Annotated in this window: 8 protein-coding genes and 1 pseudogene; 7 read left to right on the top strand and 2 right to left on the bottom strand. The window is 62.8% G+C overall.

The genetic code is table 11. From position 1 onward, the window contains the following. Positions 1 to 105: 105 nt before the first annotated feature. Positions 106 to 294, bottom strand: a pseudogene (locus tag ACP7AU_RS12815) (chromate transporter); the annotation flags it as partial. Positions 295 to 611: 317 nt separating this feature from the next. Here ACP7AU_RS12815 and ACP7AU_RS12810 point away from each other — a divergent pair. From ACP7AU_RS12810 to ACP7AU_RS12785, 6 genes are all read left to right on the top strand, one after another. Then, positions 612 to 2051, top strand: a complete 1440-nt coding sequence (locus ACP7AU_RS12810) for an IS1182 family transposase (RefSeq protein WP_426051637.1) — start codon at positions 612 to 614, stop codon at positions 2049 to 2051. A gap of 284 nt (positions 2052 to 2335) precedes the next feature. After that, positions 2336 to 4714: an ABC-three component system protein gene (locus ACP7AU_RS12805; protein ID WP_426051636.1), complete on the top strand. Its 2379-nt coding sequence runs from the start codon at positions 2336 to 2338 to the stop codon at positions 4712 to 4714. Continuing rightward, the gene (locus ACP7AU_RS12800; RefSeq protein WP_426051635.1) at positions 4711 to 5358 is read left to right on the top strand and encodes an ABC-three component system middle component 1; all 648 of its coding nucleotides are present in this window, start codon (positions 4711 to 4713) and stop codon (positions 5356 to 5358) included. The genes ACP7AU_RS12805 and ACP7AU_RS12800 overlap by 4 nt, the downstream gene beginning before the upstream one ends. Continuing rightward, positions 5355 to 8474 carry an AAA family ATPase gene (locus tag ACP7AU_RS12795; RefSeq protein WP_426051634.1) on the top strand — a complete coding sequence of 1040 codons (3120 nt, stop codon included), beginning with the start codon at positions 5355 to 5357 and terminating at the stop codon, positions 8472 to 8474. Before ACP7AU_RS12800 ends, ACP7AU_RS12795 begins: the two co-directional genes overlap by 4 nt. Before the next feature lie 996 nt (positions 8475 to 9470). After that, positions 9471 to 10352, top strand: a complete 882-nt coding sequence (locus ACP7AU_RS12790) for a hypothetical protein (RefSeq protein ID WP_426051633.1) — start codon at positions 9471 to 9473, stop codon at positions 10350 to 10352. A 124-nt stretch (positions 10353 to 10476) separates the two neighbouring features. Continuing rightward, a complete protein-coding gene (locus tag ACP7AU_RS12785; RefSeq protein WP_426051632.1) occupies positions 10477 to 12066 on the top strand; it encodes a DUF927 domain-containing protein in 1590 nt (529 codons plus the stop codon). A 139-nt stretch (positions 12067 to 12205) separates the two neighbouring features. On the opposite strand, the gene ACP7AU_RS12780 is transcribed toward ACP7AU_RS12785, so the two are convergent. Next, positions 12206 to 12925 carry an SHOCT domain-containing protein gene (locus ACP7AU_RS12780; protein WP_426051631.1) on the bottom strand — a complete coding sequence of 240 codons (720 nt, stop codon included), beginning with the start codon at positions 12923 to 12925 and terminating at the stop codon, positions 12206 to 12208. A 108-nt stretch (positions 12926 to 13033) separates the two neighbouring features. Between ACP7AU_RS12780 and ACP7AU_RS12775 the strand changes: the two genes are divergently transcribed. Beyond that, a complete protein-coding gene (locus ACP7AU_RS12775) occupies positions 13034 to 13276 on the top strand; it encodes a helix-turn-helix domain-containing protein (RefSeq protein ID WP_426051630.1) in 243 nt (80 codons plus the stop codon). The last annotated feature ends 135 nt before the right edge of the window (positions 13277 to 13411 follow it).

Genomic DNA, 13411 nt, shown 5'->3' with positions numbered 1-13411 from the left:
CAGACCTCCGGCCGTGGGTCGGGCGGAGGGAAAGCGGCTGCTCCTCGCCCGGATTCCCAGATGGACGCACCGTTCGTGGGCCTCGGGCCCGCGGAGCGCCTGCAACACCGCCAAAAGCCGATTGAAATGCGCCGAGGATATCCAGCCTTCGCGTTCGACCAGTTCGCGCCGTATCATGGCGATCTGCGCCACCGGTCCGCCGAACGCGAGGAAGCCGAACCTAAGGTAATGAGCGAAGAGAGACGCTGCCCCTACCTGCGGCGGTCGAACGTCGTCGCCGTGCCCATCGACCATGTCCGGCATAAAGACCACACCATCGATGTTCGCGATCAGTCGAGACTAGTCCCAGACGTAGTCGCGAAAAGCACAAGCCTAGGAGCTCGTCTGAAGGTGCGTTCTCGGCGGACTATCCATGTCTCCTTGTTGCTCGCGGTCGACACTAGTCGCAATGGTGCGCCGGCTGCGCGCACGGCGATGAAAGCGATAGTGTAGATCCAGACAAATGCAGGTTAGGGCAGGGCAAGGTAGGTCCGCTTTTGACTGAGGCTGTGTGAAAACGCCTAGTGTTCGAGCGAATTAGGTTAGCCTCCTGAGGTCAGCAGGAGGTGGGTATGAGCCGCTTCGTTCAGGGTGCAGATCGCCGGCAGCCGACGCTGCTTCCCGAGTGTCTCGACGACTATGTGGCCGAGGATAATCCGGTCCGGGTGGTCGATGTCTTCGTCGACGAGCTGGACCTGAAGAGTCTGGGCTTCGAGGGGATGACGCCTGCGGCGACGGGCCGACCGGCTTATCACCCGGCCATGCTGCTGAAGCTCTACGTCTACGGTTACCTGAACAAGGTCCAGTCCAGCCGGCGGCTGGAGCGGGAGGCTCAGCGCAACGTCGAGCTGATGTGGCTGACGGGACGGCTGGCGCCGGATCACAAGACCATCGCCGACTTCCGCCGCGAGAACGGTGCGGCGATCCAGGCGGCGTGCGCTCAGTTCGTCGTGTTGTGCCGCCAGCTCGGCCTGTTCGGCGCGGCGCTGGTCGCCATCGACGGGTCGAAGTTCAAGGCGGTGAACACCCGCGACCGCAACTTCACCGCCTACAAGGTGAAGCGGCGGATCGAACAGGTCGCCGAGCACATCGCCGGCTATCTGCAGGACCTGGACACGGCGGACCGCCAGGCAGGCGAAGCGGCCGAGGCGCGATCCGTGCGACTGGTCGAGAAGATCGATCGACTCCGCGCCCAGATGGCGATGCTGAGGGCGATGGAGGCGGAGGTCGAGGCGTCACCTGACGGCCAGGTCTCTCTAACCGATCCGGACGCTAGGGCCATGGCGACGTCGGGTCGGGGCAGCGGCATCGTCGGCTACAACGTCCAGTCCGCCGTCGAAGGCGAGCATCACCTGATCGTCGCCCACGACGTGGTCACGACCGGCCTGGACAAGCATCAGCTCGCCTCGATGGCCGGCAAGGCCAAGGACGCGATGCGCGTCGAAGCGCTCGATGTGCTGGCCGACCGCGGCTACTTCGCCGGCGAAGAGATCCTGGCCTGCGAGGCCCTGGGCGTGACGCCCTATCTACCGAAGCCCCAGACCTCAGGAGCCAAGGCAGCGGGCCGGTTCGGCAAGCAGGACTTCGTCTACCAGCCCGATCAGGACGCCTATCGCTGCCCGGCCGGTGCGCTGCTGCCGCGTCACATGACGACCGTCGAGAAGGGACTGACCTTGCACCGCTACTGGGACCGGGCCAGTTGCACCGGCTGTCGCCTGAAGCCTCAGTGCACGCCCAGCGTCGAGCGTCGGGTCACCCGCTGGGAGCATGAGGCGGTGATCGAGGCGCTGCAGGCCCGGATGGACCTCGCTCCCCGCGCCATGCGCACCCGACGACGGCTGGTCGAACACCCGTTCGGAACGATCAAGGCCTGGATGGGCCACACCCACTTCCTGATGAAGCGGCTGCCCAACGTGAAGACCGAGATCAGCCTCCACATCTTGGCCTACAACATGAAGCGGGTGATCGCGGTGCTCGGAACGAAGCCCTTGATGGAAGCGATCAGAGCCTGAGAAGAGAGCGCTCTGCGCCTCGCTGTTACCTCCGCCCAGCCGCAGCTCAGCACGTTTTTACACGGCCTCGACTCAAAACGGACGCTTGGGATTTCTGCTTTCGGCGTTCCCCAGCGCAGGCAGCAGCGGCAGCTTGAGGGACCTGTCGTCAGAGCCTTCAGCCTACCCCATCGCCAGTTGCTCGCCGAGACTTGTATCCGATCGCCCACTGGTTAAGCTCGGCGTCAGACTGCTCTAGCGCGATTGCCCGGCGTCGTCTCAGACTTGCCCCTTTGAGAGCGCCGATGAACGCCAATAAGCCGGACTATGACGACTGGCTTGCTCTAGCGGGCAGCCCCAAGGATCCGGGGCTGTACTTCGTCGGAGCTTACGAGCGGCGGATCACCTTCTACTCCCAGCAGGTCCGAGCCCTGCGCTTGGCGCACGCCTTCAGCCAGTCCGGCCATTCGCCTTCGACCGACCACATCGCGGTGGTCGGTGCCGGTGCGGCCGGTGTAACCGCCGCCCTCGCCCTAGCGCTGCTGGGGTACGATGTCGCCCTGTACGACCCGGCGACATCAATCCTGCAGCTGCAAAGCGCCTCGCCACGCCTGCTGCATCCTCATATCTATGAGTGGCCCACCCTAGGGTCCTTGGAGGATCGCGCGGGGCTGCCGATCCTCGACTGGACCGCCAGCACCGGCGGAGTGGTATGCGCACAATTGAAGGCGGATTTCGAAGCCGCCGACACCCGCCTGAAGAACTTGGTATTCCATCCAGAGCACAGCCTGACGGCCGTTGAGAAAGACGGGGCGCTGTGGCGCCTGCGACTTTCGTCAAAAGGCGTCGCCAGCACGCGCACCTATAACCGTGTCGTCTTGGCCATGGGCTTCGGCGATGAAATCCCCTGCGGAGCGGCGGTCCCCACCCATTACTGGAAGCAGAGCTCCACGGGGTCGGCGGCTGATGAGCCCGTCAGCCCAGCGACCTATATTGTCAGCGGGAATGGCGACGGCGGCCTGACCGACCTTCTCAATCTGCTGATTAAGGAGTTCGAGCATGTCGCGTTCACTCGCGGTTTCCTCGACTATTTCCAGGACGACGCGCTGCGCGCTGCCACGACCGCAGCGTTTGCCGGTGTACCCCCTGGAGCGGACCTCGAACCGGCGTTCCGCATCCATCTGCTACCCTTGCTCACCGAGCGGGGCGTGCTCGATCGCATACAACGGAGGCTTCGGGCTGATCGGCAGGTGACCATCAACTGCGTCGGACCGCTGCTCGCCGCGACGCAGGCCGCCCAGCTCAATCAGGTGATGGCCTTCGCCGTTCTTGAGGCCGCCAAAGACGCATCTCAATCCGTGATACGCAGTGTCGGCAAGGTCGCGGACGTGACCGGCAGTGTCGGGCATTTCCAAGTGCACGGCATCGAGGTTGCCGGGGCGCCCCTGACGGATCCGTTTCAGACCGTGATCCTCAGGCACGGCCCCAACCGCAAGCTGCGATACAAGCCCGCCGGCGGCCATCTTGAGACCTATCGTCTCCATGTCGAAGAACTTTTGAAGGCTAAGCCGCAGCTGGGTTCGCCGCCGGGTCTCGCCGCCGAGACCTACGATCTTTTTCAAAGCCTGCGGATCGATCAGTTGGAAGACCACGCCGCGCGGCCGGTCATGAAAGCAGCCGTCGCAGCCGAACGCGCCATCGTGATGCTGGGCGTCGATCCGGCGGCGCATGTGGCGACCGAACAGGGGCTCCGCAGCCTTGCCGACGTTGCGGATCAATGCGAACGCCTGCCCGTGCCCATTGCGGTGCAGTTCACCGCTGGGCCGACGCAGACGCCGCAATGGCCGACGATTATCCGTCTAGCCCGCGCCAGCGGAGGGCGAATCTCGCTTTGCGCAAGCGCGGCGACCGTCACGGACTGGCTAGGTGTGATCCCCACCATTGCGGCAGCCACATCCGGGGTGCCCTCGCACTGGCGACCGGCACCGTTGATCGTCGACGGCCTGGCTGAGGCGGTCGATGCCTGTCTGCTGCGCCTGCTCGACACCGCTCTCCAGACGGCGCTGGCAACCAACGTTTGCACGACCCTCGGCCCTATCCATCCGACTATCGCGACGGCGATCACCCCGACTTGGGCCGCATGGAGGGCCTCGCTTGCAGCGGATACGAAGCTCCTAGCCGACTTCTTGCGCTGGCTGGCGAATGTCGAGCAGCGGGAACCGACGCCTTGGACTGGCGATCACGGCCAACTGCTGCAACTCACTGCGGCCTTGCTAATGATCCTGGCGACCCATCATGGCGAGGCGCTGGTGCCGGCCCTAGTCGATCGCGGCAATCTGTCGTTCGGTCATAGCGCCGTCGCGCTCGGATCGGGCTGTCAGTGGGTGGGGCAGCAGCCGGTCGCCGTGTGGACCCGGCCCGACGAATGGGACGTCGACGCCATCATCCTCTCTGGATCGGCCGAAGTAGAGGTACTGGATTTGCCGGGGCGGGTGCTGGACGCGGGCGCGCCGACGACAGGGATTGCGGCGGCGCGCCGCGTGCGGCCGGTGGTAATTCGCAACGACCGAATCTGGCGTGCCCGGCTGGCAGAGGACTTGAGTGCTTGGCGAGGCGCCGTGGCGGCCGAGTTCGAAGCTCTTCGCGCGCGGCAGGATCAGGAACTGGCGGAGTCCACTCAATGATCGCCGATCTGCTCGCGGAAAAGCTCTTGGGGTCCGCCAAGGCTCTGGATTGGCCAACAAGCGTCGAGGACTCCTTCGCCTCACGGGCATTTCGCGGTCGCCCGGACGCCGCAGAAGTCTCCTTGCCCGACGGCGTGATCGGCCTTCGCCTCGGTCCTTACCCGGTTCTCGTTGCGCCGGTTGTCCTGGCGAGCAGCGAGCAGATGCAGGCCTCGCTTAGGACCTTGCACAATCAGATGGTGATCGCGCGCTCCTACATGCGCGCCGAAGAAGTCATAAACGCCCACATCATGCTCTGTGTTATCGAGACGGAACCATCGGCGGATTGGCGAGGCGTCATCGACTATGCCGAGCGCGACGAATCCGTCAGCCGTAAGGTCGTTTGGATGCCGGACGCGAAGGAAGTCGAGACCTCCTACCGCAACTTCATCGCTCGAACCTTCCTCGCCCAGCCCTGGCGGTCGCACGCTGCGGTCCTGGACGCGCCCCTCGATCATAACGAAGGTTTGGCCGAACGCATTCTCGTCCGGCATGGCCTCTCAGAGGCCGCAGCGGCGCGCTGGGTCGAGCTTGCCGAGGCCTACAGCAATGACCCCGACGGCCTCATTCCGCAGCTCGTTGAAGCCCGGAGGAATCCCGAATGACCGCGCTATATCTGGAGAAAATCGCGCTTCGACAGTTCCGGAGTTTTGCGAGTCTCGATGTCGAACTGGCACCGGAGCCGGGGGTGCTCATCGTTCATGGCAGCAATGGCCTCGGCAAGTCCTCGTTGTTTGATGCTCTGGAATGGACTTTCGCTGATCGGATTGACCACTTCCGCGACGCCGTGGGCGTAAACAAGCCGGGAACCTATCTCTGCCGCTGGCGCGACAATGCGCTTGGGCCGACCAGCGCGACGGCGACGTTCTCCGACGGCAATCGCATCGAGCGCAGCCTGCTGAATGCGACGGCATCGAGCTCCACACTGTCGGGCACGGTGACCGACATCACGGAATTTCTCCGGACTTCGGCTTGGCGCCAAAGCATCTCGGGTCTCGACCGCTACCTGTTGTTGACCCATTTCCTAGGCCAGTCGACCCTCTCGCGCCTTACCAACCGGAGCGCCACAGAACGCTTCGACATCCTCAAGGAAGCCGCCCAGAGCACATCAATCCAGGCCGTCGCGAACGCTCTGCACGGCCAAGGCAACACCACCGTAGTTCGCGCCTATGCGCGGCGATGCGAGTCCCTAGAGAGCAGTATCAAGAGTCTCGCCGATCTGCTCGACCAGGAAGGCTCGTTCTGGATTGAAGCCCAGGCCGCTGGAGCGCTCGACGAAAAGGTAGCGTTGCAAGAGGCGCGGCGACTGGCGGCGCAGCTGATGCTGGCTTGGGTCGGGGCTGCGCCAGGCGCTCCAGCGCCGTCCAGCGATTCTGAGCCGACCGTCGAGCAGCTGCAGGCCCTTGCCGATGCGATCGACGCTGACGGCCTGGTGATCGAAGGCCGGATCGATACCGCCCGTCAGCTGTTTGCCGCGCGTCAGAGATATGGAACCGAACTCGGAGAGATCGCCGCGTCCCGGGCCGCCGCCGAGACAAGACTGGCGTCATTAAGCGAGGAGTTGGAGCAGGCCCGCTCGCAGGTTCAGGCTCAACGCCTAACGCTATCGGGCGCGCATAATGCGCTCGCCGCCGCCGTGAAGGCGCTCGGTCAACTGCAGGCCTTGCGGGAGGTCCGCGATCGCGCGACCCGCAATGCCGCCGAAGTTGAGAGCGCGGCTTCGGCGCTGGTTCTGGCGGCGGCGGCGACGGCCGCCGCTGGACGCCGCGTGACTGCTGAATCGCGTCGACGCAGCCTTGTTCAACGCCTGTCCGCCGAAGTCGATAGGCTCGGCCAAGATCAGGACGGCGCGCGCCAGGCCCTCGCCCTGATCGACGAGACCCGGGCACTCGACGTGCTCCTGGTCCAGCAGTCCGAGGAGCTGGCGGCGCTGGACGCCGCCGATCCAGGCATCGATGGCGCGGTGCAGGCTGCCGAGCAGAGGTGGAGCGCCGCAGTCGAGAGCGTCTCCGTCCAAACCGGGGTCGTCGACGGGCTGCGGGAAACCGTCGACGTGCTCTCGTCCGCCATCGCATCGATCGCCGCCAATCTTCCGGCTGACGCCTGCAACTGCCCGGTCTGCGCCTCTCAGTTCGACAACCCGCCAAAACTTCAGGCCCGTATCGCGAGCGCCGGAGGGCGGCTGGCTCCTGCGCTGCTTCTGCAGGAGGAGCGTCTCCGCGACCTTATGGACGCACGGGACGCCGCGAACCTGGAGCTTCAACGGTTAAGACGTGCCCATACTGCGATCCAGGGGGTCAAGACGACTCTGGCCGCCGCGCGCGAACAGCGGGCGCGTCTCGCAACGCGACTTGACGCCGCGACGAGCGCCAGCCCTGAGGCGCTCGCGACGGCGCGCATCAAGGTCTTGGCCGACATCGAGGCTCTTAGGACTCGGCGGGCTCGGCGAGAACGCTGGATCGCCCGTCTTACCCTCGAAGGCGCGGATAGCAACGGATACAGCCGGGCTGTTCGGGAGCGCGATGCGGCGCAGCAGGCCGAGGATGAGGCGCAGCGCGCCGTTGACATCGCCGTGGCTCGGCTGGAGAGTTCCAGAAGCGAGGCGGTGAGCACTCAGGCGGTCATCAGCCCCAACCAAAATCTGGCCTCTGACCAGCTCGCTGAGAGAGTTGCAGCCGCAGAAGCCCACCTCGAGCACACTCAGGCTCAGCTCAGGATCGCCACCGAAACCTTGACCTCAGCAGAGGGCCGCGCCGCCGCTCTCGACGCTGAGGAGGCCGCTTTGCGGGCGCGTCAGACCGACTTGTCGGATCGCAAGGCCAGCCTCGAGGTAGGGACCGAAAAGCTGCTGCGCGATTGGAGGGAGTTGGAGCGCTTCGGCACCCAACCGGCGCTCGACGTGATCGCACAGATCGAAGCCCGTCTCTCGGCCAGCAGGCTCACGGTGAAGGCGTCGCTAGGCCAGCTGGCGCGTCTGCGTGAGGGGCGACTGGCCTGGTCCCGCCAGCTCAGTCATCGCGCGGTCTTCGAGCAGTTGCGCGCCCTGGTCGATGCGCCACCTAGCGCCGAACGCGACGCCGTTCGCGCCGCCGCCGAAGTCTCCCGTGCGGGGCTGGCCGACGAACTGAACGACGTGCGACAGGTCAAGGAAACCGCCCGGGCCGCCAGCGCAGACATAACGGCCGAGCTGGAGAGCTTCAATGTCGAGTATATCAAGCCGCTGAGTTTCCTGATGGCTCAGATCAATCAGGCGATCCTCTGCGATCCGCGCGTCGGCATCGACTTGCACGTCAAACGGAAGAAGATCGAACAAATCGCCCGCAAGGGCTCCGAGGTTCCCAAGGCACTGGGCGACATCGACCCGGTACTTGTACACAGCGAGGGGCAGATGGCCGCTTTGGCGGTCAGCATGCTGACCGCTGCCAGCCTGACCTTCCCTTGGTCGCGATGGAAAGCCTTGGTCCTGGACGATCCGCTGCAGCACAACGACTCGATCCATGCGGCGGCTTTCGCTGACCTGATGGGCAACTTAATTACAGCGGAAGGCTATCAAATTCTGCTCTCCACACACGACGTGGCCCAAGCCGAGTTTCTTCAGCGCAAGTTTCGGTCGCGACGGATTCCTTGCACTACCTTGAGCCTCCTTGGGATCGGTAAGGAAGGCGTCGAATGGTCGGTGCAGAACTCGACCGTTAGCCAACCTCAAGCCGTGTCGGCCTGAGGCGAGATCGGTCTAGATGAAGGCGACGAACGGCCCATTCAGCGGAATACCAAGACCAGTAGACTGCGTACGCGAGCGCGGCAGAGGGCGCAGCTCGGATTCAGACCTCAGTACTAAGCCCGCAAGCAAACGTTCGCGCCGACCTTAATGTCTCCTCACAGGCAGGCTGCCAGGGTCTGCTCTTGGCGCTTCACGGACATCGGAAGGTGTCAGGCCGCAGCAGTCGCAGCCGTCATTGGGCAACGGTGAAGGTCGGGATGAACGCACTGTGACGCGCCGGTGCTATAGTTTTCTTTTGGCTGGCCGAGTTCCTGGCTTTTGGAATTTGTTCCACGCGAGGGGTTCACCTCGAACTAGCCCACGACCACGACGACCCGGCGACGGTGCGATGGCTCTACGACCCTCCCTGACAGCGTCCAAGGCAGCGTAGATACCTAGCTGCTGGACTTCATGCAGATCGATTTCGTTCTTCCAGACGGCATTCAGCAGCCGTGACCAGACCGATGCAGCTTTTACCGGCATGCCGTCGAAGGCTAGCCGAACAAAGGTGGCGCCAATGCCTCCGGTTCGAGTGACTGGGACATCCCGGTCAATGGCCAAAACAGCGACGACATGTTCGAACTTTCCAGCTCTGCTGTTCTTTTGCACCCAGTGCACTCGCGCCTGATTTAACGTGAAGAACTGCTCGAGGGCGAGCCGCTGCGGTGCCTCTCCGGCTTTCCCCCGAAGACGGTGCTGAAGGTCGGCAAGCCACAATCCGGCGAACCCCACGTCGACGCATCTGATTTTTGTTTCCACGAACGCACCGCCCCGAACCAACCCGAAAATATCTCAGGCAACGATGCGGTCTGTGCCTGGAAAAAATTCTAGTCAAGGTCGAACTGGATCGACGCTCGGAGGCTATCGATAGGTGATTCCAACAAATCGCGAGCTCGAATTTCAAGTCCTGTGAATGACGCACGCCGGCTTGCAGCTGTGCATTTGAAAGGACTGAAAATGACGCCCTACTATAGATTTGACGACATTCCCGATCGTCACCGCCTGGATCTCCTGCTGCCTCAACAAAAGATCTATGGCAAAAAATCTGGCTTCGAGAGTGAAGAGCAATCGGCGGCTGAGGACATTGAGCGCGTTCGCCTGCTGGAGGTTACAAACCGCAAAGAAGCACTTGCGCTTGCCTGTCGCCTAGGGGGGGAGCGGACGCCTCAAACTATGGCGTCCAGCCGCTTCATGCGCGAGGCCCGGCTCCGCTTTGGCGCGAGCATCCTCGACGGACTCGAGCCTTGGCCAAAGGAGCATATCCGTCTGGTTACCCAGCTTCCGAGATCGGGCGAAGTGCGGGCCAAGCATCTCATCGATCAGAACCCGCGCGATCATTTGGAGCGCTTACGCCAGCAGATCAATCGCACCGATCCCGGAGACGGGTCGGGCCTGCTCATTTCCGTGTTGGAAGCCGAGCTAGAGCCCAACTCCGGGGTCCTTCGCTTCCATACCCATGGAGTGGCGACCGGCAGCTACATCAACCGGCTGCGGGAGTTGCATGATCTGGGCGCGTACAAGGCGCGGGCTCAAGTAGCGAAGCCCTTACAACTTAATCGAATTAATGACGATGACAGCCGCGCCAGGGTCTTCTCTTACTTGCTGAAAAGCTTCTGGAAAAAGCGCTGGATCGGCTCTGTCGGTGACGACAGCGCCGTCAAGCGGGAGCGTGAACTCCATCGCCTCGATGAGCCGTATCACACGGACATGCTTCTCTGGCTTGATCGTCACTCAATGTCGAACATCAGCCTCTACATGGGCTGTCGCATGCGGAATTCTAAGATCGTACTGACCGATCCCCAGCTCAGCGCACCGTACATGACCCGGACCCTGACCTAGCCCCGAGACCGGGCGAGGAACCACCTAACCGGGCCAATGAGCCCATTAATCACAAGTGTACGTGGCAACACTGACGCATGGACGTCACGTGTGCGCGTGCCCACTTTTCAACGGAATCTGGGACATGAACGTTATCAAGACCCCTGAAATTCGCGGCATTATCGATCAACATGGTCATCGGAAAATCTGGGTTGTCGCCTCCTTGGGCGAGACTTTTCTGACCATGCCGGAAGTCGCCGAGCCCAATAAAACGTCGGCCAAGTTGGCCGAAATTGGCTACGTCCTGGTGCCGGGCAAACAGCGGAATGAGTTCTTCGCGAAGATGGCCGCCGTGCAAGAGTTTTCTAAGCAGCACATTGTCGATACCACGGGACATCATCAGGGCCGTTACGCACTTGGTGACGGTACTCAGATTGTACCGCCCGGGCTGGCCCACCTGCCGTCAGCCATGCTGGTCGACCAGGATAAGTGGACGAGCGAAGGCACGCTAAAGGCGTGGCGGAAGGGCGTCGCTAAGCCGCTCAGCGATCAGTCCATTCCCATGTTTGTTGTCATGCTGGCATTTGCGCCGCCCTTGATGCGATTGATGCCCCCGTGGACAAACCCTGGCTTCGAACTGGTTGGCCGCGGAGGCACCGGCAAGTCCACTCTCCTGAAGCTGGCATCGAGCGTCTATGGTGGAACGGGGGGCGCTAGCGGCGACGGAAAGCGGTACTGGGAAAGCTGGAATGTGACCGTCGCCGGCGTCGAAACGCGTCTCCCCGGCCATACCGACTGCTTGCTGCTGCTCGATGAACTGAACGCCCTATCAGGGGGCGGGACGACGGCCGCTAAACGCAAGTCCTACAACGACATCCTGTTTAGTCTCGCCGACGGGATCGAACGCGGCCGGCATCGTGAAAAACGCGGCCGTCAGCATTCTCTCTGCTACCTGAGCACGTCGAACACGTCCTTGGTTCAGGAGCTATGCGGGGGTGACGCAGAGGTGGTCCGGGCCGCGTCGGACAGACTGCTGACCATCAACGCCAACGCCGGTGCTGGTCTGGGCGTCTTTTCGTCCTTGCCCACCGGATTCGCCAGTTCTGGCGAGCTCGTAGAAAGCCTCAAAGAGGCCGCTAACGCCAACCACGGCGTAGCCATTCGGGCGTATTTGCAGGCGCTGGTGAATGAAATGGATGCCGACACCGATGCGCTGACAGAACGGCTCGGGGAGTGGTCAAGAACGTTTGAACGCCGGGCGTTGCCGCCAGCTCCTACCGGCTCTCAGGTTCGGACTGCGAGCAACTTTGGCTTGGTGTACGCGGCAGGCAAGCTTGCTCAAGCTTATGGCGTACTGCCCAAGGAATGGTCGTGCGGACCGGCAGTTCTGGCCTGTTACGAGGCGCATATGTTGCACAAGTCGATGGCCTTCGGTCGGCCGGAGGAAAGGATTAGGGCCTACGCTGCCCAACCGGATGTCCTTTCGACACTTCCCTCTTCGCTGACGCAAGACCAGCTACGCGCTAGCGCCGGGCTCTTGGTGCGGGAACGGAAATATGACGAACTCTGGGTTTCCCCAGAGGTTTTCGCAGATCGCATGGCTGATGCTGTCGCCCTAATGAAGCAGCTCCGCGACATAGATCTGGCTATCTGCGATCCGGGCCAGCTGCAAACCACACGGCCAATCGCAGGCAGGCAACGGCGCCTCTACTGCTTCAGGTTCCCTCACAAATAAGGGCGGGCTGGCGGGAGAGGCCACTCTCCCGCCCGTGCCGGCGGCACCGTCTCCGCTCACCGGCCGACGGGACCGCTGCTATTCAGCTGCGAGCCACCATTGTTAACCCAGCCCGTCTCTTTGACTGCCCAAGGCTTTCTCAACGCCAGACTGGGGTAGCCTGCAGCCGACGCCGGGCAATGTTGGCGCGTAGGCATTGGATAGCCATGACGATGGCGGGGCCGCAGATCAGGAAGGCCGCGTTGCGCAAAGTGGCATTGCCATCCCACCGGGCGTTCAGAGCCACCACCAACTCCAAACTAGCAAGGATGATGAGGAAACCGGCGGCGAAGCGGTTACGTCGGCTGACCGCCCCCCATGCCGTCGCACCGACGACCGCCAGCCATATTGCCCAGCCCAGGAGATGTCCTGTCAGGGCGTCACCATTCGACAGTGTAGGGTCCACGATGCCGCCGGTCGCTGCCGTCCAGAGGTCAGCCCCGAAGTCGAGCGCCCCGTTGAAGGCGATTAGGCCCGCCGCGAACCAGCCCGCACCCAGCAGAAGATTAGCGTCTTCGGCGTCGAGGACCCGCTCAAAACTCCATAGTCGCTCATCAAGAGCTTTCAGTTGGTGGCGGCGAACGCGCCGCTCTTCGCTGAGCCCCGGCAAAACGTTGCCCCCTGTCGGCTGGCTGGCGGGAGGAATCGGCTCGTCAACAGCCGGCAACGTTTCGGCATTCGTTTGGGGAGCGCTCGGAGTGGGCTGGCCTGGCGCTTCGTTGAATAGGTCAGCCTTTTCCTTGGCAAATTCCTCGTCACTGAGGACCCCTCGGTCCCTGAGATTAGCCAAGCGTTCCAGCGTTTCGAGTCTGTTGGGCATAGTGAATCCGTGACTTGAAGAAGACGTTAGGGCCACGCCGGGGATGCTGCGATTTTGTCAGCATGGCTTGGGCTGTTCAAAGAGGAAGGCTTCGAGAGAAGCCCCTCCATGCCCGATTGGGTTACCAACCCTGACCATCGAGCCGTCGTTGCCGCGCTGACCGCTCTGCGGGTGTCGGCCGGGCTGACGCAGCGCGCCTTGGCGACTACGATGGGGATGGACCACACCGTTGTTGCGAAGATCGAAATGGGTCAGCGACGAGTGACTGTGGTCGATTTGATGGATTGGTGTCGCGCCGTAGGCGCAGACCCGGCCGCTGTGGTTCAGAAACTCGCGGACGCCCAAGCTTAAGTTCTGCGGCGTCGTCGGCGTTTTTTGGCTGTTGTAGACGGATGGGATCGCTTCAACTGGCCTGACGACGGGACTAGCTCTCCCTGTCAGCGTTCATTTGAAGACGCATTGGATGGGCTTAAGGATGGCCCCAGG

The sequence above is a fragment of the Brevundimonas sp. SL161 genome (assembly GCF_049896985.1).
Classification (GTDB): Bacteria; Pseudomonadota; Alphaproteobacteria; order Caulobacterales; family Caulobacteraceae; genus Brevundimonas.
Note: the sequence above shows the minus strand (reverse complement) of the source record. Positions and strands in the feature narration are given on the sequence as shown.

What these genes read in the sequence shown, in the direction of transcription:
- ACP7AU_RS12800 (WP_426051635.1), top strand. Translation starts at nt 4,711, where the DNA reads ATGATCGCCGATCTGCTCGCGGAAAAGCTCTTGGGGTCCGCCAAGGCT.
- ACP7AU_RS12780 (WP_426051631.1), bottom strand. Translation starts at nt 12,925, where the DNA reads ATGCCCAACAGACTCGAAACGCTGGAACGCTTGGCTAATCTCAGGGAC.
- ACP7AU_RS12790 (WP_426051633.1), top strand. Translation starts at nt 9,471, where the DNA reads ATGACGCCCTACTATAGATTTGACGACATTCCCGATCGTCACCGCCTG.
- ACP7AU_RS12775 (WP_426051630.1), top strand. Translation starts at nt 13,034, where the DNA reads ATGCCCGATTGGGTTACCAACCCTGACCATCGAGCCGTCGTTGCCGCG.
- ACP7AU_RS12805 (WP_426051636.1), top strand. Translation starts at nt 2,336, where the DNA reads ATGAACGCCAATAAGCCGGACTATGACGACTGGCTTGCTCTAGCGGGC.
- ACP7AU_RS12810 (WP_426051637.1), top strand. Translation starts at nt 612, where the DNA reads ATGAGCCGCTTCGTTCAGGGTGCAGATCGCCGGCAGCCGACGCTGCTT.
- ACP7AU_RS12795 (WP_426051634.1), top strand. Translation starts at nt 5,355, where the DNA reads ATGACCGCGCTATATCTGGAGAAAATCGCGCTTCGACAGTTCCGGAGT.
- ACP7AU_RS12785 (WP_426051632.1), top strand. Translation starts at nt 10,477, where the DNA reads ATGAACGTTATCAAGACCCCTGAAATTCGCGGCATTATCGATCAACAT.